The sequence below is a fragment of the Peribacillus sp. SRI_006 genome, from assembly GCF_057586375.1.
Genome location: NZ_JBYCZT010000012.1, coordinates 101,488 through 124,462, shown reverse-complemented (window position 1 = coordinate 124,462; position 22,975 = coordinate 101,488). Strand labels below are relative to the sequence as shown.

General features: G+C 39.9%; 22 protein-coding genes. 15 read left to right on the top strand and 7 right to left on the bottom strand.

Annotated elements, in window-relative coordinates; all coding sequences use genetic code 11:
- The first annotated feature begins 490 nt into the window (after positions 1–490).
- Both AC2YHV_RS18475 and AC2YHV_RS18470 read left to right on the top strand, forming a co-directional pair.
- Entirely contained in the window at positions 491–685 is a 195-nt protein-coding gene (locus AC2YHV_RS18475; protein ID WP_063575181.1) for a hypothetical protein, read from the top strand.
- A 209-nt stretch (positions 686–894) separates the two neighbouring features.
- The gene (locus AC2YHV_RS18470) at positions 895–1,344 is read left to right on the top strand and encodes a YfmQ family protein (protein ID WP_063575182.1); all 450 of its coding nucleotides are present in this window, start codon (positions 895–897) and stop codon (positions 1,342–1,344) included.
- Between the two features lie 121 nt (positions 1,345–1,465).
- Here the strand turns inward: AC2YHV_RS18470 and AC2YHV_RS18465 are convergent, their stop codons facing one another.
- The 3 genes from AC2YHV_RS18465 to AC2YHV_RS18455 all read right to left on the bottom strand — a co-directional run bounded on the left by AC2YHV_RS18465 (position 1,466) and on the right by AC2YHV_RS18455 (position 4,722).
- Positions 1,466–2,308 (bottom strand): MurR/RpiR family transcriptional regulator, encoded by an 843-nt coding sequence (locus AC2YHV_RS18465; RefSeq protein WP_057278473.1) that lies wholly within the window; start codon positions 2,306–2,308, stop codon positions 1,466–1,468.
- 154 nt (positions 2,309–2,462) lie between these two features.
- Entirely contained in the window at positions 2,463–3,155 is a 693-nt protein-coding gene (locus tag AC2YHV_RS18460) for an N-acetylmannosamine-6-phosphate 2-epimerase (RefSeq protein WP_057278335.1), read from the bottom strand.
- 31 nt (positions 3,156–3,186) lie between these two features.
- Positions 3,187–4,722 (bottom strand): maltose/glucose-specific PTS transporter subunit IIC, encoded by a 1,536-nt coding sequence (locus AC2YHV_RS18455; protein WP_487373791.1) that lies wholly within the window; start codon positions 4,720–4,722, stop codon positions 3,187–3,189.
- Between the two features lie 360 nt (positions 4,723–5,082).
- On the opposite strand from AC2YHV_RS18455, the gene AC2YHV_RS18450 reads away from it, so the two are divergent.
- The 9 genes from AC2YHV_RS18450 (at position 5,083) to AC2YHV_RS18410 (ending at position 13,773) form a co-directional block, all read left to right on the top strand.
- Positions 5,083–5,433, top strand: a complete 351-nt coding sequence (locus AC2YHV_RS18450; protein WP_095679093.1) for a DUF2294 domain-containing protein — start codon at positions 5,083–5,085, stop codon at positions 5,431–5,433.
- A 192-nt stretch (positions 5,434–5,625) separates the two neighbouring features.
- Positions 5,626–6,663, top strand: a complete 1,038-nt coding sequence (locus AC2YHV_RS18445) for an ABC transporter substrate-binding protein (RefSeq protein WP_487373790.1) — start codon at positions 5,626–5,628, stop codon at positions 6,661–6,663.
- Positions 6,664–6,684: 21 nt separating this feature from the next.
- Positions 6,685–7,614, top strand: a complete 930-nt coding sequence (locus AC2YHV_RS18440; protein WP_098863931.1) for a nucleoside hydrolase — start codon at positions 6,685–6,687, stop codon at positions 7,612–7,614.
- A 24-nt stretch (positions 7,615–7,638) separates the two neighbouring features.
- Entirely contained in the window at positions 7,639–8,463 is an 825-nt protein-coding gene (locus AC2YHV_RS18435; RefSeq protein WP_487373789.1) for an ABC transporter permease, read from the top strand.
- A 6-nt stretch (positions 8,464–8,469) separates the two neighbouring features.
- Entirely contained in the window at positions 8,470–9,258 is a 789-nt protein-coding gene (locus tag AC2YHV_RS18430) for an ABC transporter permease (RefSeq protein ID WP_048687496.1), read from the top strand.
- 15 nt (positions 9,259–9,273) lie between these two features.
- Positions 9,274–10,338, top strand: coding sequence for an ABC transporter ATP-binding protein (locus tag AC2YHV_RS18425; RefSeq protein WP_048687495.1), 1,065 nt, complete (start codon positions 9,274–9,276; stop codon positions 10,336–10,338).
- Positions 10,339–10,354: 16 nt separating this feature from the next.
- On the top strand, positions 10,355–12,073 hold the full coding sequence (locus tag AC2YHV_RS18420; protein ID WP_487373788.1) for an adenine deaminase: 1,719 nt from the start codon (positions 10,355–10,357) through the stop codon (positions 12,071–12,073).
- 187 nt (positions 12,074–12,260) lie between these two features.
- A complete protein-coding gene (locus AC2YHV_RS18415; protein WP_153246156.1) occupies positions 12,261–12,413 on the top strand; it encodes a hypothetical protein in 153 nt (50 codons plus the stop codon).
- A gap of 487 nt (positions 12,414–12,900) precedes the next feature.
- Positions 12,901–13,773, top strand: a complete 873-nt coding sequence (locus AC2YHV_RS18410; RefSeq protein WP_487373787.1) for a MurR/RpiR family transcriptional regulator — start codon at positions 12,901–12,903, stop codon at positions 13,771–13,773.
- Positions 13,774–13,841: 68 nt separating this feature from the next.
- On the opposite strand, the gene AC2YHV_RS18405 is transcribed toward AC2YHV_RS18410, so the two are convergent.
- Positions 13,842–15,095, bottom strand: a complete 1,254-nt coding sequence (locus AC2YHV_RS18405; RefSeq protein ID WP_487373786.1) for a dicarboxylate/amino acid:cation symporter — start codon at positions 15,093–15,095, stop codon at positions 13,842–13,844.
- Positions 15,096–15,114: 19 nt separating this feature from the next.
- Positions 15,115–16,416 carry an aminotransferase class V-fold PLP-dependent enzyme gene (locus AC2YHV_RS18400; protein ID WP_487373785.1) on the bottom strand — a complete coding sequence of 434 codons (1,302 nt, stop codon included), beginning with the start codon at positions 16,414–16,416 and terminating at the stop codon, positions 15,115–15,117.
- Positions 16,417–17,134: 718 nt separating this feature from the next.
- Here AC2YHV_RS18400 and AC2YHV_RS18395 point away from each other — a divergent pair.
- Entirely contained in the window at positions 17,135–19,039 is a 1,905-nt protein-coding gene (locus AC2YHV_RS18395; RefSeq protein ID WP_487373784.1) for an endonuclease MutS2, read from the top strand.
- A gap of 72 nt (positions 19,040–19,111) precedes the next feature.
- On the opposite strand, the gene AC2YHV_RS18390 is transcribed toward AC2YHV_RS18395, so the two are convergent.
- Complete coding sequence (locus AC2YHV_RS18390; protein WP_134402094.1) at positions 19,112–19,255, bottom strand: YrzO family protein; 144 nt, start codon at positions 19,253–19,255, stop codon at positions 19,112–19,114.
- A gap of 10 nt (positions 19,256–19,265) precedes the next feature.
- A complete protein-coding gene (locus AC2YHV_RS18385) occupies positions 19,266–20,249 on the bottom strand; it encodes a DMT family transporter (RefSeq protein WP_063575189.1) in 984 nt (327 codons plus the stop codon).
- Between the two features lie 134 nt (positions 20,250–20,383).
- On the opposite strand from AC2YHV_RS18385, the gene AC2YHV_RS18380 reads away from it, so the two are divergent.
- The 3 genes from AC2YHV_RS18380 to AC2YHV_RS18370 all read left to right on the top strand — a co-directional run bounded on the left by AC2YHV_RS18380 (position 20,384) and on the right by AC2YHV_RS18370 (position 22,835).
- The gene (locus tag AC2YHV_RS18380) at positions 20,384–21,280 is read left to right on the top strand and encodes a LysR family transcriptional regulator (RefSeq protein WP_400448772.1); all 897 of its coding nucleotides are present in this window, start codon (positions 20,384–20,386) and stop codon (positions 21,278–21,280) included.
- 374 nt (positions 21,281–21,654) lie between these two features.
- Positions 21,655–21,831, top strand: coding sequence for a hypothetical protein (locus AC2YHV_RS18375; RefSeq protein WP_164468801.1), 177 nt, complete (start codon positions 21,655–21,657; stop codon positions 21,829–21,831).
- A gap of 299 nt (positions 21,832–22,130) precedes the next feature.
- On the top strand, positions 22,131–22,835 hold the full coding sequence (locus AC2YHV_RS18370; protein WP_487373783.1) for an LptM family lipoprotein: 705 nt from the start codon (positions 22,131–22,133) through the stop codon (positions 22,833–22,835).
- Positions 22,836–22,975: the final 140 nt, after the last annotated feature.

Below are 22,975 nucleotides of genomic sequence, written 5' to 3'. Positions count from 1 at the left end.
CTACTTTGTACAAGCCATATAAAAAGGGTAGGCAACGCCATTATTATCGAATTTATCTACAGTTGTAAGGTGCATCATGGCATATTCCTGTTGTCGACAAAAAAGGTTTCATCTGAATGTTAAAACAAAGTTGATGGGAACGGAAGGTACGAGACTCCTGTGGGAAAAGCGCGTCGAAGGGAGACCCCGCAGGCGCGCCGAGGAGGCTCCCGCCCGCCCGCGGAAAGCGAGTGCCTGGAGTGGAAATCAACAAGTGGATGGTGGAAATTTTACTGAATTGGATGGTCCTAAAAATGGTTGTTCTTTTATTATAGAGGGGAAGGGTTTTACTAATATATTTACTCAGTAAACACAAAGAGCGATCTACCTGTCATTTTGACATGCAAATTAGGTGCGATCTTTATGTAGTTACACTGCGAAATAGGATGAGAAGCGGAAGGATTTTAAATGGTTCAAGGAAATAGAAAATAATATTGGGAGGCGTTGATTCATGACGGTAAGTGTAATAGCAGTGGTGGTCATTTGTTTAGTTGCCCTGGTCGGCACCCTTTCATTAACGGGGAAAAGTGATAGTGATTATTCTGCAGCAACGAGAGGGAATTTATTGAACCTTAGTTATATTTATATCGGTCTCGCCCTAATATTAACTGTGGGCATCATCTACTTCGTAATAAAATCAGCCTAAGATACCGTGAATGATTATATAATAGCCTATCAAAATGAATGGAAATGTGAATTTGTTCACAAATGTGTCGAAAATATGAACGAAAAGAATCTGATCGATACCTGGAAACAATACCTTTGTAAGCTGAGTGAACAATCCTTTCGACATAATTATGGATGAAAAAAATATAGATGAATCATTAAATAATAGAGTAGCGGAGATGATCAGATATGACATGGCCAGTATTGATTTTGACAATTATCTTAAGTTTGCTTAAATTATTAGTTACGTGTCTTCCAACCGATGCCGTGAATTGGATTATGAGTAAATTTAAAATACATTCTGAAATTAGTGACGCGGATGCAATCGTGACCTTTGATGGAAAGCGTTTGGAAGGTGAAGATAAAGTTCAAGTGCTTCATTATTTTAACGAAGCTAAGTTTTTGAAAAAAAATCATATATTTCCCGGGAACGAGAAATTGTTTTTACATCCAGAGAACAGCGGGACTCCCATTATAATGGATGTAAAAAGAGGGAAAAACGATGTTAGATTATATGTGTACATGTACAACGACCATGTGGACGTAGTCAAACAGTACAAGAATAAAGTAGTGGCGTATAGTCTTCTTTCCGAGAGCCTCCAAGAACGTTCCATGCCAGTAATAAGGAATTTAGTTTAAAAGGAATAAAAGTGAACTGCACCCCAATTGGAGATGCAGTTTTTTTATGAAGAATAACGACAAGGACTATTGCACAAGGTTCAGCTAAGCAAGCAAACTGATAACTTTCAGATGCCGAAAGTCAGTCGGTCTCGGTTAATACCTTTAAAGTCTTTTCCCTGATGCTTATCCGGTTTTTATAATCTTTAGCTACCAACTCTGTATATAATAAATCAAAAAGCAAAAGGAGCGGAAGCAATGGAGAGATGTTTTGTCCCATATGCATGCTGTTTTTGCTTGTGACCAATAGTGTTAGGTCGCCAAGCTGGGAGAGTGCGGAATTCTTATCTCCAGTAAAGACCAAGATGCATGCGCCTTGCTTCTTTGCGATTTTAACTGCAGAAATCACTTCTTTCGTCGTTCCGGAAATGGAAATGCCGATGACAACACTATTCTCGTTACTTAAAGCTGCATCCATCATGGACTGATGGGGGTCTGTAATGGCTTCGACAGTTAAGCCGATACGAAAGAACTTGGACTTGAACTCCTGGGCCGCTATACCGGAACTCCCTATTCCATATACATGAATCTTATTTGCCTTTGTAAGGAAAGAGACAGCTTTTTGGATATTGTCATATGTCGTTATATGAAAGGTATTATCAATGATACCTAAGTGATCTTGATACAATTTAGCGAAATAATCCACCTGCTTGATGTTCTTCATGTTTTTCGGCGTATTTCGGAGATCGACGAACCTTTTTAACTCATGCCTGAACTCATTAAACCCAGAAAAGGCTAATTTCTGGCAGAAACGCGTAATGGTTGCAGGTGAAATATGGAGCTTTTTAGCTATTTGACTGATCGTTAACTGACTTACTTCTTCAGGGCGCTGCAGAATATAATGGGCCAATTCTTCCTCTGTTTTGGTGAACTTGTCCATGCTGCACTCTATGCCGTATATGAGGTTTTCTGCTAGGTATTCCATTTGATCACCCATTTCGGATTTCTTATCTGTATTTATAGTTTAATGTATCCAGCAGGGACGTCAATAACCGGAGGAACGGAAACAGGAATATGAAAAAGAAAAGACCCAAACTGTTGTTACCAGTCTGGGTCTTTTCATTACCATGTGTCATTTTCTATTCTTGGATAGCGTCCACGAATCTTTTGGTGATTTGCTGCGGCCTGGTAATGGCACCGCCCACCACTACTGCATGGACGTTCATATCCAATACAGAGCGGGCGATTTCTGGTGTGATGACATTTCCTTCCGCGATCACTTTCGCTTTTTTCACTGCTTTTACAATCTCTTTGAGCACAGCATAGTCATCCTGATATATTTTCTCTCCGAGAGTTTCGTTCGTATAGCCGTATAAAGTGGGCGCCACAATATCGAATCCTAAATCGTCAGCGTATTTGGCTTCCTCAATGGTGGATACATCCGCCATTAGCAGGATATCCGGATATTTTGCCCTTATTTCACCATAAAACTGCTTTAGCGTTTTACCGTCCGGCCTTACCCGGGCTGTAGCATCCGTCGCAATGATTTCCGCTTTGGTTTCCATCAATGCATCGATTTCGGCCATGGTGGGAGTGATATAGACATCGTTTTGTCCATACACCTGTTTAATGATCCCTATGACTGGAAGGTCCACATTTTTCTTGATTTCCATTATGTCAGCTACAGAGTTTGCGCGAATGCACTTCGCACCGCCTTCTTTGGCAGCAATGGCCATGCGTCCCATAATAAAAGAGCTGTGCAGCGGCTCATTCTCCAATGCTTGACATGATACAATTAAGCCCTTGTGAATTTTATCCAGCACCTGTTGCATGTTTAACACGTCCTTATCGTTGTCTATATTCTCAATGTCCCAAGAATTCTTCCACTTCATTTTTGATGATCGTCACTTGGGGACCGTAAACTATTTGAATGCCGTTTCCTTTTTTTACGACACCTTTTGAACCGGTTTGTTTTATGACGTCTTCTTTCACCAATGTTTCATCCTTTACCGTGACACGGAGACGGGTTGCACAGCAATCGACGATCTCGATATTTTCCTGTCCGCCCAATCCGTTAACGATGGTCTGGGTTCTCTCTGATGCCGTTACTTGTGTAACAGCGGCCTGTTCATCATCTTCACGGCCAACCACTTTCAAATTCTTCTTCCTGATCAAGAATTTAAAAGTGAAGTAGTATAGGAAAAACCACGGAATTCCGACGAAAAGTACATAAATCCAGTTTGTTTTACCGATGCCCTGGAGTATCCCGAATAAAGTAAAATCAATGAATCCTCCAGAAAAGGTTTGACCGATCGTGATATTGAATATATCTGCCATCATGAAGGCAAGTCCGTCAAACAAGGCATGAAAAACATAAAGGATCGGTGCGACAAATAAGAAACTGAATTCAAGCGGTTCGGTGATGCCTGTTAAGAAAGAGGTCAAGGCAGCTGAAAGCAGCAAACCGGCCACGACTTTCTTATTTTTAGGTTTAGCGCAATGGTAAATGGCCAATGCCGCGCCAGGCAGACCAAACATCATCGTGATGAACCGTCCCGACATGAACCGGGAAACACCCTCATAATACTTGACGGTAGTTGGGTCGGCCAATTGTGCAAAGAAGATGTTCTGGGTCCCGCTGACAAGCTGCCCTTTAATTTCCATCGTTCCGCCTAAAGCTGTCTGCCAGAAGGGAAGGTAGAAAATATGGTGCAGCCCTAACGGCCCGAGCATCCGTAATATGAATCCGTAAAAGAAAGTCCCGATCGTACCTGTGCTCGTTACCAGCGCACCTAATTGGTTTATGAAAAGTTGGAAATAAGGCCATACGATAAAAAGCACGGCTCCAACCAAGATGGATGCGAAGGAAACGATGATGGGAATGAAACGGGAACCCCCGAAAAATCCTAACACTTGCGGAAGCTGAATTTTATTATATTTATTGTGCAAAAGTGCGGCAACGATCCCAACTACGATACCGCCGAACACACCGGTCTCCAGTGTTTGGATCCCGACGGCCATTCCTTGTCCGGCACCTGCCAAATTCTCTTTGGCAAGTTCCCCGGTTATTTGAAGCAGTGCATTGATTGAACTGTTCATGACGAAATAGCCGATCATGGCTGCCAATGCAGCGGTCCCTTTATCCGAACGTGCCAGGCCTACTGCAACACCTACGGCAAAAATAACCGGCAAGTTGCCGAATACGATGCTTCCTGCAGAACTCATGATCGTGAAAATGGCCTGCAGCCAAGCAAAGTCTAAAAATGGATAAGCCTCAACTGTATTTGGATTGGAAAGAGCACCGCCAATTCCCAGTAATAAACCGGCCGCTGGCAAAACGGCAATCGGGAGCATAAAAGATTTACCGAATTGTTGCGCTTTCTCGAATGCTTTCTTCATAAATATTCCTCCCTCATTTAACGAGCCTTTGATACTCTTTATTTTTTATCGCTCTATACTAGCTATATTAAATCCCTTTGAGAGCGTTTTCAATGCGATGTAAGGTTATATCAACTGTTTTCAATCTTGTGCCTATTTCTCTGAAAAAGTTTTCAATAATAGAAGGTGCTGGATTGGATAAAAAGTTATATGAATATATTGAAATCTTTATTGCTTATTTTTATAATTCGTGTATTGGTGAGTAAACGTACTATTTAATAAGAAAAAACATTTTTTTTATCCAAAATCCGAATATTATCTTGTGCAATCAAAAAAAAGTATATATAATTACCTCAAACGATAGTTTGGCAGGTGATAGTCATCTTACCGATAAACGCTAACGAAACGAAGAAATTGCTTTCTCATATGTATAATGAGGTATCGAAGGAATTGTTCGGCTTTGGTACGACGCTGCTGAAGGTTACTGTTGAGCAGAATGTGATTACATTTCAGGCCAAACATCGACGTGCCCCGCGCTCTGAAGCTTTAGAAGGGGAAGTTCCCAGCCTGAAGCAGGAGGTAGACTTCCATATGTCCCTGCTTTATAAAAAGAAACTGAAACAAAAGCTGGAAACGCAAACGAATTGGGATATCGAAGCTGTCCTGAGGGATTATGACTCAGCGACGCAGCTGGCATTCACCAATATAGTATTGAAGGAAAAAATTATTTAATCATATAAGTGGATTTCCCTTCGGATTTATCTGGAGGGGACGCCACTAGAGAACCAAATGATAAGTTTTATCTTTGTTTACAAAGAAAAGACAATCTTGGGTAGAATTTCAATTCTATTTAAGATTGTCTTTTTTTACATGTAAATCAGTAAAAAGGAAATTTTAAACAATATGAACTTGGAGGTTTGGATGATGAAAAAAATATTGATGATGTTATCACTGTTCACATTAGTTTTAGCTGCATGCTCTTCAAAGGACAACGGAAAGGAAAAACCAGCTAAATTGGTCGTTTCCACTTGGGGATTCGCCGATGATTTCTTCCGTCCTGAAATCTATGAGCCATTTGAAAAGAAGCATAATGTCGAGATTGTCGTTGATTCAGGAAATAATGCAGATCGATTGAACAAAGTGCGCCAAGCGAATAGCGATGTGGATGTTATCTATTTATCCGACTACTATGCACAGCAGGGCATCGATGAAGGGTTATTTGAGAAAGTTGACCATAGCAAAATTCCGAATATTGATCATATCTACGACAAAGCAAAAGCGCCGAATGGTGCTGAGTATGGACCAGCCTATACCATTGCGCAATTTGGGATTGCCTATAATCCCGATGAATTGAGTAAACCGATCACCTCTTGGAAAGATCTTTGGAGCAAGGATATGGCAGGGAAGATCACGATCCCATCCATCACTTCGACAACTGGACCGATGTTTTTGGATGCCGCTTCAAAAGCTAGCGGAAGTGAAGAGTTCAATGAGGATAAAGCGTTCAATCAAATGAAAAAGATCATGCCGAATGCGGTGAAGGAATATGGGCAAACATCAGAGTTCGTCAACATGTTCTCGCAAGGGGAAATCGCTGCAGGCCCGATCATGGAAATGTATTTTGGCGATTTACAGGAAGCCGTTCCCAATGCTAAGTTCATTTCCCCTCAAGAAGGCGGCTACGCAGTGATGAATACGGTGAATATTGTTAAAGCCAGCGATCAAAAAGAATTGGCCGGCGAATTCATGAATTACATCTTAAGCAAGGAAGTTCAGGAAAAATCAGCGAAAGCGAAAGTGGATTCTCCAGTCAATATGGAAGTCAAACTCTCTGAAACGGAAGCGAAAGGCTTAACCTATGGAGATGACGTCATTGACAGCTTGCGTGTATTGGACATGAAGTTTGTTAATGAAAACTCGAAACAATGGATCGATCGCTGGAATCGTGAGCTTACACACTAAGAAAGAAACGAGGTGTGCTTGATGAAGAAAAAAATGATTCTTGATGTGGATACTGGAATAGATGATGCGATCGGGATCATTCTTGCTGTTAAAAGCCGTCAATTCGACATATTGGCGGTCACAACGGTGAACGGGAATGTATCCCTTGATACGGCCACATTGAATACATGCAAAATATTGGATTTATTGAATGAACAGGACATTTCAGTCATAAAGGGGGCAGATAGCCCGATTATCAGGAGCCCCTTTTTTGAACACCGGATCCATGGCGAAGACGGGATTGGCGGAGCCTTGAAGGATGTGCCAGTCAAAAAGCGGCCTGATGATGGATTTGCTTCTGATTTCATCATCAATTCCATTTTGAATTTTCCTGGTGAAGTGACGCTTGTCATGACGGGACCTCTTACGAATTTGGCATTGGCGGTGAAAAAATGTCCGCAAATCACCAAGCTCGTTAAAGAAGTCATTTTCATGGGCGGAGTGATCAAAGGGGTTGGCAATGTCACGCCGACCTCTGAATATAACACGTATGTCGATCCTGAAGCAGCCAAAATCGTATTACAGGCGGGATTCGCATCCATCACGCAAGTTGGTCTTGATGTCACGAGAAAGGTTCTATTGGGTGAAGAGCATATCCAATTGATTCAAAATCATGAACTTGCTGACTATATAAGGCAAAGTACATCAGATTACCGGAAAAGGTATTTTGAACGTAACGGCATATGGGCATGTGCGATGCATGATCCATTAGCTGTAGCCATTGCGTTGCAAGAAGATCTTGTCACCAGAGAAGAATATTATGTGGATGTTGAAACAAAAAGCGAGCTTTGTGACGGACAGATGGTTTGCGACTTTCAAAATAGGCTGATGAAGCAGCCGAATGCACAAGTTTGTCTGGACGTCGATGCGGAAGCGTTTTTCGACCTGTTCATTCGCATAATCAATTCATAAATAATACGAACAGGGGGTTCCGAGGTGAAGAAACGCTATCTATACCTGTTGCTGTTACCAGGCGTTCTATTTTTAACGATTTTCATGATCATTCCGATCCTAATGACGATTGGCACGACCTTTTTTCATGAAGGCGGCGGTTTTTCCATACAAGGATATCTCGACTTTTTCCAAGACCGATACTTTATTGAAATTCTGCTGACGACACTTAGGGTGAGTCTGTTCACGACAATCATTTGTATTCTATTGGGATTTCCAGCAGCTTATTATATTTCAAAACTGAAACAACGAAAAAAAGCCATCATGCTTTTGCTGACGATCTTCCCGCTATTAACAAGCCCTATTGTCCGCTCATTCAGCTGGATGGTGATCATCGGTAAAAACGGTGTGGTGAATAAATTGCTGATGGGCATGGGCTTGATTGAGAAGCCGCTTGATATATTGTACACGCCCACTGCCATCATCATCGGATTGGTCCATTTATTCCTGCCATTGATCATCGTGACGCTGGTGGGTGTGATGGAGAACATCGAGACGGACTTATTAAAAGCGGCGGAGAGCCTTGGAGCATCAAGGTTGGCCGTATTCTCAAAAGTGATCATTCCGCTTTCGGTTCCAGGTTTGGTCATTGGCAGCATCCTTGTTTTCGTAGGAAGCTTCACGGCTTATACTACGCCTGCTTTATTAGGCGGGAAACAGCGGGTCATTTCGACCTTTCTTTATCAAAACGCGATTACATTGAACGAATGGCAAGTGGCATCGATAGTCGCTACGATAATGATTGCCGTGACCGTCCTTATCATATCGATCATGAATGGTTTGGCAAAAAAATTAAATCCAAAGGGGTAGAGGTGTATGCAGGAAAAAAATCGAGGATTGGCCCTGTTTACATTCCTGGTGTTCCTTTTTTTACTAGGGCCTTTGCTTATCATATCCGTTACGTCATTTGAAGGCGGAAATATTTTGAAGTTCCCGCCAGAAGAGTTTTCTTTCAGATGGTACGAAAATATTTTTAATGTGGACATGTTTTTGGTCGCTTTTAAAACGTCCATCCTTGTTTCACTGGGTGGCAACCTTTTGGCACTGTTACTGGGAGTGCCGGCTGCCTATGCATTAAGCCGATTTGATTTCAAAGGGAAAAGCGTGATAAATGCCTTTTTCGTTTCTCCGATATTAATACCGGGAATTGTGCTGGGCTTTGCGTTTTTACGTTACATTGTGGGGACTTATCAGCTTCCGATATATGCGGCCCTGTTTGTGGGACATACTGTTATCATGCTGCCTTTCATCATCCGTGTGATTTCTTCAAGCTTATCAAACTTTGACTTTTCCATTGAAGAAGCGGCCGAGAGTCTCGGAGCGAGTAAATTGGGCACATTCTTTACAGTCGTCCTCCCGAATATAAAATCAGGAATTCTGGCGGCAGTCATGATCGCCTTCTTGGAATCCTTCAATAATGTAGACATTTCAGTTTATATGACAGGCCCTGGGGTAAGTACGTTTCCGATTCAGATGCTGACGTATGTGGAGAACTACTTCGATCCCACCATTTCGGCCATTTCCGTATTGCTCATGTTCATAACCGCTTTCTTCATGTTTATAGTGGAACGGCTCATGGGATTGTCTTATTTCACAAAACGATAAAGGAGGTAATGATGGGTGGCTTTATTCACTTTACAAGATATATCTGTAGCCTATAACAAACAGAATATATTAAAGGATTTCAATCTTGAGATTGAAAAAGGGAAACTGGTATCCCTTCTTGGCCCGAGCGGCTGTGGGAAAACGACGACACTGCGTTTAATTGCCGGGTTTTTACAGGCGAATGAAGGGAAGTTTTTATTCAAGGAAAAGGACTATACGAAAGTGCCCGTCAACAAGCGGAATTTTGGCTTTGTGTTCCAAAACTATGCATTATTTCCGCATTTGTCGATATTCGATAATATTGCATTCGGTCTCCGTCTGAGAAAGAATTCAAAAAGTGAAATCGAAAAAAAAGTAATGAATGTACTCGAAATCGTTAATTTAAAAGGTTTTGAAAAACGATATCCCCAAGAGCTTTCCGGAGGGCAAAAGCAGCGGGTCGCGATTGCCAGGGCGCTGGTGATTGAGCCGGACATCCTCTTATTTGACGAGCCATTGAGTAATCTTGATGCCAACTTAAGGGTGAATATGAGAGTCGAGATTCGCCGTATCCAACAAGAGCTGGGGATTACAACGGTATATGTTTCCCATGACCAGGAAGAATGCTTTTCGATATCCGACCAGGTGGCGATCATGAATAAAGGGATCATCGAACAGCTTAGTGACCCTGCGACCATTTACAAATATCCTGAAACCAAATTTGTCGCGGACTTCATCGGCTTCAAGAACTTCATTGACTTCGATAAGCGGACAGATCATGACGGTAAAATCGAACTGAACAAATCTGGATACTCATTTGTGCTGCACAAGGATCCGCAGATGAGCAATTCAACGGGGAAAATAGGCGCCATCAGGCCGGACGATCTGTTGATCAGAGAAAAAGATAACACAGGAGCTGTTCAGGAAAATAGTTTACCTGGCCGGGTCAAGGTAAGTACGTATCTTGGAAGAAGCTACCAATATGTCGTTGAAACTCCAATAGGGGATTTCACTGTGAACAAGGAAATGGCGGAATCCTACCGGACGGGTCAGGAAATCATCCTTGAAATTCCGAGAAACCAGATGGTGCTTGTTGACTAGCTTAGGAGGGTAAGTTATGCGAATGGATATGCTTATAAGGGATATCAACGTGTTTAACAGCTATTTTAAAAGATTCATTAAAGGGAATGCAGCCATCAAGGATGGAAAGTTCTATTATATTGGAGAACGTGAATTGGATGCCTTCGAGCCGGATCGAATCGTCGATGGACAAGGGAAGTATATGGTTCCAGGTCTGATCGATATCCATCTCCACATTGAAAGTACGATGGTGACGCCTGCGACTTTTTCCTACGGGCTAATCAAAAATGGCGTGACGACAATCGTGCCGGAACCGCATGAAATGGCCAATGTTTTCGGCATTTCCGGTGTGAAGGAAATGATCAAAGCAAGTCAAGATTGCGTAGCGGATATGTTTTATGCCATCCCGAGTTCCGTTCCAGCCACATCGATGGAAACAACAGGCGGTTCGATCGAAATAGATGATATAGACGAATTGATGCAAACCGAGGACATTATATGTCTCGGCGAGATCATGAATTACTATGAGGTCATAACCGACCCGGATTGCAAAACGAATAAGATCTTGTCCCATATCCGTTCCCGTTATCCAGATCTGATCATAGAAGGGCACGTTCCAAAGCTGCTCGACTTGGACTTGCAAAAGATTATTAATGCCGGAGTGAATTCAGATCATACACACCAGACCGTGGAAGGGATGGATGCGAGGATCGCTGCCGGCATGTTCATTGAGATTCAAGAGAAATCAATGACTGAAGAAGTGATAGATTACTTGAAGGAAAATCAGGTGGATGAACATTTCTGCTTTGTCACCGATGATGTCATGACCGACTCTTTCCAAAACAGAGGACATCTGAACGTCCTTTTAAAGAAAGCCGTTCAAATGGGGATGACTCCGGAAAAAGCCATTTATGCATGCACCTATACACCTGCACAGCGGATGCGGATGCATGACCGCGGCGCCATTGCACCTGGGAAAACAGCAGACTTCCTGCTGCTATCGGACTTGGAAACATTTGAAATTGAACAAGTATACAAAAAAGGTGAGCTAGTTTATGAATCTGCACGGCCATATGTCCAAGAAATGAAGGAAGAACAATTTCCTGAGCATTTCTATCAAAGTGTGAAGCTTGCGGAACTTACCGAAAACGATTTTAACATCACGATCCCGGAGGGTCTTGAAAGCAGCAAGTGCCGGATCATAAACGTGCAGAACGGTTCTACTTTCACTTCTGAAACCCATGATCGTATCGAAGGGAAGAATGGTCAATTAAGCTGGGAAGAAAGCCCTTATGGTTTAATCGCCACATTCGAACGATACGGGAAAAACGGTAATCGGGCGCACGGGCTGATCACCGGCGATGTATTGAAGCGTGGAGCTGTCGCCACAACCTATTCGCATGATAACCATAATCTTCTGGTGATAGGCCATAATAAGCAGGATATGATGATTGCCGCTAACGAAGTAATAAGGAAGCAAGGCGGTGTCTGCTGCGTCCACGATGGCAAGGTCCTATCGACGATTCCCCTGCCGGTAGGAGGGATTCTTTCCGAAGAGCCGATGGACATCGTATCAAAGCAAGTTCAGCACCTGACAGATGCACTTAAGTCGTTAGGCTACGAACATTATAATGTCATCATGTCATTAAGCACCTTATCGCTTCCTGTCAGCCCGGCTCTGAAAATAACCGACCATGGATTGATCAACGTGAACGAAGGGAAAACAGTCCCTCTCATGATGAGTGATGAAGCTTAAACCGAAAAGGGGATTATCCAATGGATAATCCCCTTTCTTAATGCATCAAATGTTAGCTGGATTTGTTTACTTTCATATAATTACCATTAAAGGTAAAATATGATAAAATAGAGGAACAACTGAGGATAGAGTGGTAGGTCACGCTTTGCTTTTCCATCTAATGATAGATTGGAAAGGAGGTGACCGCTTGATTCATTTCTTATTGAACTTGATTACAGATATGGGTAAAGAGATATTTGTTGCTGTAGCAACCAGTCTTATCCTGTCTATGTTCGCCAAGAAACGGAAAAAGAACCACTCATCCTCCCAAGATGGCAATGGTTCTTCTTCTGACGATTAATTAAGTTAGTTGTGACCAACCACTCTTGCTAGTTGTCAGCCTCATGTTAGTGCATGAGGCTGTTTTTAGTTTATGTCAATATAAGGATAACATACCCCGATTTTAAAGTAAATATTCAGACAATGAAAAGGGGAGTACCATGGGCTTGGCTGCATTTTTTTCTTTTTTGAATAGAATAATCCATTGCATACCCATAGGATGCTTCGCTAGGGCTTCACATTCCAATGGGTTAAAGGAATAGAAGTCAAAGTGATTTTTTTGTTTTATACTCAAATTGATTGTACATTGTTTAAGAATAGCTTACGAAAAATTAAGAACTTTTTTGTGAGAATACCTTTACAAATCACTTACGGAAAATAATGGTTTGACTAAAGTGGCTTTAGTTGGTTGTTAATCATGGGAACAGCTTTTGATACAAATGCTTCATGCTTTAAATAATTCTATTTTCTTATATAATAACCAATAGAGGAATATGGAGGTATATTAGATGGATTCATCACAAAAGTCCTTAAAATCAATTATAAGTAACTCCAAGTTAACAAAAAAAGAAGAAGAAATAGCAGAATATATATTGAATAATTTAACAGATGCGTGTCTTGTAACTTCAATAGAATTGGCTAAAAGATTAAATGTTAGCAATGCGACCATTATCCGATTCTCTAAGAAATTGGACTTCTCTGGATATAGTGATTTTCAAAAGTATCTAAGAGAGCAGTGTTATGAAGGAAGTTTGGCAATATCTGATGATGTTACCATACCTTCTGTAAGATTAAAGCTGAGTTATGATAAAGTTAAACAATCAGATTTATTAAATGACAATTTAAAAATACTTGAACAAAATATTTTCTCTATTTCAGAGAAAAACTCATCTGCAGAATTTAACAAGGCAATAAATTATATCATTGATGCTAGAAGAGTTTATATTCTAGGTAGTAGAGCTAGAACTGGTTTAACGGAGATAATGGGAGTATTCCTTAATCAGGTTATAGATAATATAGTTATTAATAGTACTAATTCATTTACACCGTTTGATACCTTAGCTTCATGTAGCAAGGATGATTGTGTCATTATTTTTTCATTTCCAAGATATTCTGAAGTAGACATTGAAGCAGCCAAAATGGCAAAAGAGGCCAATGCAAAGGTTGTCATAATTACTGATAAAGCCACAGCGCCCATAGCACATTTTGCTGATGTTTTACTTTTAGTTTCAGTGGATAGTAATGCTTTCTTCAATTCATATACTCCGGTATTATTTTTAGCAGAATTAATATGTACACATGTAAGTAGGGCAACAGTTATTCAAAGTGAAGAAAAGTTAGAAAGAATTAATAAACATATCAGTCAGTTTGGGATGTATTAATAAAAAAGGGTTGTAAAAAATATACTTTTTACAACCCTTTTCTATGAATAATTTAGTAAATTATTATTTTATAATGCATTCGTTTTATTAACAATTTTTTCTGTAGGTTTAAGATACTCATCTTCAAACATATTTTCACTACGTGCTATGCATAATGTGCTTACTACGTCACCTGTAACATTTAAGGTAGTGTGCCCCATATCAATTATTCTATAAATACCAGCGATCATTCCAACGATTTCCATCGGGAGTCCTAATGTAGTTAGCAACATTATTGTCATAACAATACCACCGCCAGGAATGCCAGGGGATCCAACGGAAATTAATGTGGTCATTAAAATAATAAGTAATTGTTGACTTAATGGCATTACAATTCCATATATTTGGGATACAAATATGACTGCAGCAGCATAATACACAACGGCACCATTCATGTTCATAGTTGCTCCAATAGGAAGTGTAAACTGTGCTAGTTCCTCTTTTACTTTATAGTCTTCTTTGGTGACTGAAATGGTAACGGGTAAAGTTCCGGAGCTACTTGTTGTACTTGCAGTCACTATCCAAATTTTACCGATTGATTTAAAAAACTTAGATATTGGAAATTTAGCTATGAATTTTAACATAAATAGGTACATCAAAATGATTACAGAGATCAAGCCTATATAGTCAACTAAAATAAATTTGCCCAAAGGTCCAAATATCTTCAAGCCGTATTCACCAATGGTACAAGCCATTAACGCAGCTACACCTATGGGAGAAAATGCCATTATGATACCTGTCATCTTATACATCACTTCGGTACCCTCATTAAAAAACTTCTTAAGAGTTTCGGATTTGTTTCCGATTAATACGATGGAGATACCTAAGAACAAGGAGAAGATAATAATTTGCATCAGATTCCCTTCTGCAAGAGCCTGTACAGGGTTTGAAGGAAATAAACCTAATATCGTTTCTCCAAAAGTAGGAATTTCAGAAGCTTCATATTCAGATGAGGTTTCTATATTAGCTATATCTATTCCTTTTCCAGGTTTAAATAAGTGTGCAACTAGAAGACCTATACCACCGGCTAATAAAGTCGTTCCAATATAATAGACTAAAGTTTTTGTTCCGATTCTCTTTAATTTTTGGACATCACCAATACTAAATATCCCAGAAGTTATGGAGAAGAATATAAGTGGAACAACAATCATTTTAATTAGTGTTAAAAAGATATCTCCAATAGGTTTAACGATTAATATTTTTTCTTTAAAAATTAAACCTAGTATAATACCGATTACAAATCCAATAAAAACTTTTGTACCGAGCCCTAATTTTTTCTTCATTAATAGCCCTCCCCATAAATTATGAATTTGCCAATTCTCTAGTGACAGATAATTCTTTTGTTACAGATAAAAATTTATCGATATCATCTACTGTATGACAATGGAAGGGTGAAACTCTTATAGCACCTGTTATGCCGATCGCTTCTAGTATACGTTTGGAATAAACACTTGTATTGACACGTTCATATACGGTAACTCCTCTATCCTGATAATCTTTTCTAAGTTGCTCATAATCTCTCCCCTCAATTCCAATTGCAACGATGAGGTCTCTTTTCGTTAAATCTGGATAATCTGCAAAAACTTTTACCTTATCCATGTGTCTCAATCCTTCAATTTTATCACTTCCTTCAAGTAGTCGATGCAGCAGTGCTCTTTCATGTAAGACTATTTTTTCCATACCCTTAAGATACAAATCTCTTCTAGACATGTCTTCTATACTTTCATATGAACCTAACCAGCATACATAATCGATAACTGCCGACATGGATGCAAATAAAGCGGGAGTAGGGGAACCAAGTTCCCAAACACTGTCATCTTTTGCATATAGTTTTTGATGTGGAAGTTTCGATAGTCTATCAGAAATATAGGCAAATCCAATTCCTCTTGTTGCCATAAACTTATATGGTGCAAAGTTTGCTCCATCTATACCAAGTTTTTTTACATTCAGAGTTCCATGTGGCATATGCTGCACGGCATCGACAATAATATATAACTCTGGATTTTTCCCCCTAGCTGCTTTTATAATCTTCTCGAGATCCATAATATTTCCTGAAATATTACTTGACGCTATTACACTTAACAAAATAGTATTTTTATCAATTTTTTCGGCTATGGATTCAGGCTCAACAAATCCTGTATGAACATTTGCTTCAGCGACCCTAAATTCTTTATTGTTCTTTTTACAATAGAATTTTACTGCGTCATAAGCAGAAGGATGTTCGATATTAGTAGTGACTGCATTGGTTCCTTCGACATTCTCAATAACAGTTGAAACCATTTTAAACATTGATTGAGATGCCGTTAAATCGGTAATTAGGGAATCGGATTTTGCCCCAAACATCACATTTAATACATCTTCAGTACATCTGTCCATAATGTTATTAAAATCTATTGCTCTTTGATGATACCTTTCCGGACAATCAGGTAATGAATCAATTTTTTCCTTAATATTAATAGCCTCTCTTAATCTTAAAGAACCGCCTGAATTATCAAAAAACAGTCTTTCCCCATAGTCTGGATCGTGGTCAACAAAAGCAAATTTTTCACGTATTTCGGCTAATAGTTTCTCATTCATTAGTTTGCCAAAATTGTAAACGTTCATAATTGATCCTCCTCTGCTTAAGTGCTTCTTATTCTTCGTAAAAAAAATAAAATGAAGAATTTTCTTCATTTTGACTTTATCATAGTTGTTTTTTGATTACAATAAAATATTTAAAAATTTAGACAATTAGGAAAATTAGGAAAAATACTTAAGGAATTAGTTGTTTTTTTAATTAGAATGTGCAAAATAACACTCTACATATCACAAATTATCGGTCAAAGTGACACATAAAAAAGATCAAACTTTGGAAAATGGCAAAAAAACGAATTGACTCTTTCTTACTGATATGGTATGTTAATTCCAATCTAAGAAAAGGTGTGGTGTTTTATGTCGGGAGTAGGTATCAACTAATTTAGTTGAATAAGGTATTTAATCACTGATTTGTCAGTGGATTAAGTATGCCTTTTTTCACAGTGCAATTCTGCATTGTGAATACCTACCTTAAGACTGCTTCCTTTTCCATAATTCGTGTAACATGCAGGTGTTACGGCGAAAAGCATGGTGGGATTTGTCCTATCATGCTTTTTTGTGTACGCAGGTCTATTCGAGCTGCCCTATTTGTTATCGATTTCAGGCACTTATCCATGGATAAGGCCGATGCCCGCAGGAGCTTTCTACTCAAATGGCTTGTTCATTTGTAAAGGTAGGGGGACCATTGCGGGCATTTTTTGGATTCGGGAATTTTTTAATCACTCACTCATTCAAGGAGGATCATTAGATGAATACAATGACTTATGAAAAATTACAATATACCCAACTCAAGGAAATGGTCAAAAACCATTGCGTAAGCGGTTTAGGAAAAGCGTTATTGGATCGGCTTAAGCCGAGCGGCACCTTGAAGGTCGTTAAAAGTCGTTTGAACGAGACCACGGAGGCAAGGAACTTACTGAATGCGGAAAGCCATATTCCCTTAAAGGGCATTTCACATATTGGCCTCCATATCGACAAACTGGAAAAAGGAATGATTTTGGAGCCGTCAGAATTAGTGGCGATAGCAGACTTCTTAAGAGGATGCAGGAATATTAAGAAATTCATGACCGATAAAGAGTTCTTTGCACCGACACTGCATTCCTACGCCCGCTCCATGACTGAATTCAGGAGCATTGAAGAAGAAATCCAATTCACCATAAAGGGAAATGCTGTCGTTTCCGAAGCAAGCAAGGACCTGAAACGGATCAGGAACCAAATCATCAAGACAGAAGGTAAAATAGAGGAACGGCTGAATAAGTTCTTGAAGAGCGGAGCCAATAAAGAGTTCATTCAGGAATTTTTCATCAGTAAAAAGGATGATCGCTACACCATCCCGATCAAAGCCTCCTATAAAAATCAAGTGGCCGGAACGATCGTGGAAGTATCGGCAAAAGGGGCAACCGTGTTCATTGAACCTGCCTCTGTTACGAAATTGAATGTAGAATTGGCAAGCTTAAAGGCGGAGGAATCGATGGAAGAGTATCAGCTTTTGGCCACATTATCCGGAACGGTTTTCGAACAGCTGAAACCGATCAAGATAAACATCGAGTTGATCAGTCAATATGACATGATCTTCGCAAAAGCCAAGTTCAGTAAAAGCATGGATGCCATCGAACCGAAAATCAATGATCACGGTTATATTAAATTAACGGGCTGTAAGCATCCGCTATTGCCGCAAGACAGCGTACCTTTGGATTTTGAAATTGGTAAGGACTATCGCAGCTTGATTATCACAGGCCCTAATGCCGGGGGAAAAACTGTCGTCCTGAAAACGATCGGCATCCTTACATTGGCTGTCATGTCAGGACTGCATGTTGCCGGGAAAGAGGGGACGGAGCTTGCCGTCTTTGACCAGGTATTCGTCGATATCGGTGATAATCAAAGCATGGAAAATGCACTGAGCACGTTTTCATCGCATATGAAAAACATCTCGGAAATCATGGGGGCAATAACCAATAACTCCTTGCTGCTGTTCGATGAAATCGGGAGCGGAACGGAACCGAATGAAGGAGCCGCATTGGCGATTAGCATCCTTGAGGAATTTTATCAAAGGGGGTGCATAACCGTTGCGACGACCCATTATGGCGAAATCAAACGCTACTCGGAAATACACAGTGATTTCATGAATGCCGCCATGCAATTCAACAGCGAAACACTTGAGCCAAAATACAAACTGTTGATCGGTCAATCCGGGGAAAGCAATGCCCTTTGGATAGCCAAAAAAATGAATGTCCGTGAAAAGGTTCTGCAAAAGGCAAAGCTCTATATCGAAAATAAAGACTACGACTTGGAGCGTGTCCAGGAAAGTAAAATCAAAAAAGCGAAGCCAGCGGCCGTTCCTAAAGAATCATCTTATGAATATGAAGTCGGCGACAAAGTGAAGGTTAGCGAACTGAATGGATACGCGATCGTTTATAAGAAAAAGGACTCCTTCAATAATGTCGTCGTACTTTTCGAAGATACCTTCAAGGAGGTTCATGCCAATAAGCTCGAGCTTGAAATAAAGGCCGTCGATTTATATCCTGAAGGCTATGATCTCGATTCTTTATTTGTCAGCTACAAAGAAAGGAAATTGAACCATGACTTAGAGCGGGGATCGAAAAAGGCGCTAAAGAATGTAGCAGCGGATATCAGGAAGAAGCTTGGTGAATAGTACGATCATCAAAATGCAAAAAAGCCTCTCTAAATGAGAGGCTTTTTTGCGTTGTATTGCCAAAAGTCCACTTTATTGAATTCTTTTCCTTCTTTCATTATACAGATTGATCAATTCTGCATTTTGCTCATTCATCTTTTTCACATTCTTATTAATCGTTGCCAATTCCCAAAGTACAGCCAATCCAAGGATTAGCATAAGCGTTAGTAAATCCATTGTTGCCCTCCTATTGATGTTGTGTACCTTTAATTAAGTGTTTCTTCTCACTTGGATTCATTTTCTCAACCCGGAAAGGCAAGTTTTTTCTTTGATAATAATTGTTTTGAATCAAAGCATATATCACTAAAAAAGTTCCGAGTAATTCGTAGGATGATAGTGATCCTCCTTGGATGAAAACGATGGCCAACGTGGTGATTGGAACTAAATTGATAAATAGGATTCCATTGATCGGTGTTAATAGTTTAATGCCTAAATTCCAGCTTAAAAGGGCTATGGCACCAGGGAAAATAATCATGAAAATCATCTCGCCATAAATGGATTGGATAACCTCTGCCGTAGGGACGGACAGGCCCATTGCCGTTGCGAGGAATGTTATGATGGCTGATACGGATGTTCCTAAAATGCACGTTAAAGTCGAATAGCGAAGTGTTGACCATCCGTTAAATTGGTTGCCGCCCATCGTATAAATAACCCACCCTATAACCCCGATAAGAATGAAAACGATAGGGATGACATTATCTTTCAATAAAAATACGAATGATAAGCTGCCATTGGTAATGACAAGAATGGCCCCTATCAAGGCAAGGAACATGCTGGCGATTGTATACTTCATGGGTCTGGCACTTTTGAAAACCCACAGAATTAAAATTGAAATCATGGGCATTAATGATTCCATGATGGAAGCAACAATCACCCCGTTATGCCCCAGTAAGTCTTGACCTGCGAAAATGAGAAAGTTGTAGACAGTGAACGCCATCGTCCCAAAAAACAATAACTTCTTTCCTTGCCCTTCCAGGCTAAAAGACTTCTTACCCTCTTTCATTAAAAGCAATATCCCTAAAATGACGCTAACAGCTAAATATCGCAAAAAAGCGAAATAAAAAGGATCAATATACATTAAGGCCCTTTCTGCAACTGGAAACATCGCTCCCCAAGAAATGCTGGCAGTCAAACATAAAAGTGCACCGATTAAAACTTGATTTTTTTTCATAAAAGCTTCCCCTCAAAAATAATGATTGATTTAATTCCTATACACACCTTATGATAAAGTCATTATCATGTAAAATGACTTAAAATGAATATAATCATCATTATTAATGATAGTTGAGAAAGGGGGGCACTTTTATGGAAATGAGGGATTTGCAAATATTCCAGTGCGTCGCTAAATATGGCAGCGTAAGTAAGGCGGCTGTTGAGTTGAATTACGTCCAATCCAATGTAACGGCGAGGATTAAGCATTTAGAGCAGGAGTTACGGACGCCTTTATTCAATAGGCATAAACGTGGCATGTCACTAACTGCGGAGTCCAGAAAGATGCTGGAGTATGTAAACAAAATTTTGCTTGATGTAGAAGAACTCAAGCAAGTATTCCTGGATAGTGAAACACCTACAGGGATATTGAACATAGGTACAGTTGAAACGGTCAGCGATCTTCCCAAGATTCTAGCCTCCTATCATAAACAGTATCCAAATGTCGATTTATCCATAAAGGCGGGGTTAACGGAAGACTTAATCAAAGATGTCATTGAACACAGGCTGGATGGCGCTTTTGTTACAGGACCGATCAAACATCCGCTCATTCAGCCATACGATGTCTGTACAGAAAAACTTGTATTAGTTACAAGAAATGAAACATTTAACCTTGAAGAAATCATAACAGAACCATTTTTAGTATTCAGTCAGGGGTGTGGCTATCGCTCCAAATTGGAACAATGGCTGAGGGAAGAAGAGGTGATGCCCAAAAGAATCATGGAGTTCAATGTATTGGAAACGATCTTAACCAGCGTAACACTCGGCCTTGGCATTACCCTCGTACCACAATCGGCGGTAAATCACCTAACAGCCAATGAAAAAGTCCACGTGCATCCAATTCCGGAAGAATACCGCAATATCTCGACAGTCTTCATTCACCGTAAAGATGCTTATATGACAAACTCCATAAAAAGCTTTCTGCACACGATTGAAGCTCATCATGAAGACCGATTCAAGCAAAATCCAGAAACAGCTCCTGAGCTGATATGAAGGGTGAGCAGCAAATCGCTTTGCATAGAATGATAGAGGATTGCTGAATAGGCTGCGAAACTATTCATAAAAAGTAAAACATAAAAAACATGGCGAAACTGGGACAGCGATATAGCATGGTATGGCATATTTATTATTGCTTCGGCTCCTTATGCTTGTCGTATATTAATCATGTTACTTCTAGAAAGTATTTTGGGAATTATTTAGACAAAAAGCCGACGATTTCGTTGGCTTTTTGTTTGTAGGATCCTTTCAATTATCATACATTCAAGTAACCATCTTAAACTAAACTGGTAGTTTAGTTTAAGAAAAATTGTATTACTTTTCATCAATTGGGAAAAAATATAAATAGGAACAAGAAGGAGGGAACAGAGATGGAAGTGAATATGAGTGTTGAAGAAGTCGTGAATCAAATTTCCGACTTAGTAGAAAAAGAAGGGAAGCTACCTCGAAAGAAAGAGGTAAAGAAGTCAGATCCGGAGTTAATGAAGAATGCATTGTATTATTTTCCTAATTGGGATACTGCAGTAGAACATAGCATTGGATCTTAACCAAAACGTACATATAAGGCAAGGGAAGTGAAGGCCGCCAATTGGCGGCCTTTTGAACGTGCGATTCTTTACATTATCATACATTCAAGCACTCCTACTCAAACTATCGATTGAATAGTTTAGTTAAATAAAGATATAGACGCATCAAAGTGAATCATCTCATATTTTCTTTTTCGGAACGAGTGGAGTATCGATCTTTTTTAGTCGATAAAGTCTGATATTTCGATGAAGAATAGTGTAACTTTTTTCCATATGGGACCGTATAATAATTTGTTAAAACACAAGAAAAGAGGGTTCCAATGAAAAAGATATTGTTGATTTTGGCAGCCGTTTTTTTGGTAACAGGGCTTAGTGCTTGTAAAGGAGTCCAGGAGGGAAATAAGGAATCTCCGCCAATTTCAGAAAAGCCAAATGATAATCCTAAGCAAATCGACGGGCAAGATGAAGATCCTCCAGGTGAATCGGTTGAAGACCCGACAAAAGGTCTGCCAAATACGAAAACGGATACAATTATATTGGAAGGTATGGAAGAACCATTCCAATTCACGCTTCATCATAGTCAGGCATTGGGATTCTCAACCTACATCGTGGATGACATGGGCGTTGAAGAGGCTAGTTCTGGTGAAGGAGATGCAATGATTGTTTTTGCGAATTTTGCAGGCAAGAGAAATGAGGATGCCAAAGTTCAGATTTTTTCCAAAAGTGAGGGTGCGAATGCGACAATAGAAGAACAGGCAAGGTTTGCGAGGGAAGTTGTGATAAGCAACGGCTTTGAGATAAAACAGCGATCTGATAATTCGCCTAACCGATTTGATTGGTCTGAGGTCGAATTTGACATTAGTCAGAATGGCAGTAATTACTCCATATTGGGTACAGTGTCCGTTTTTCAACATGGCGACCGTGTTTACTATTCGATCGTTCAATACCCGGAAGATTATGAAGAAGGCTTCATACCGCGGGTTGTAAAAATGTTTGATGATATCGTATGGTATGAAGCAACTTGATCAATGAGTATCCGAAATTGGGTACACCATTTTAACAGAGAGTGGTAATATATTTGTCCAATAAGGAATCCTGTTGAACGGTAGGGAGCTAGTTTGTCTACAGTCCAAGAGCAGCTCTTTTGCTGCTCTTTTTTGTATGA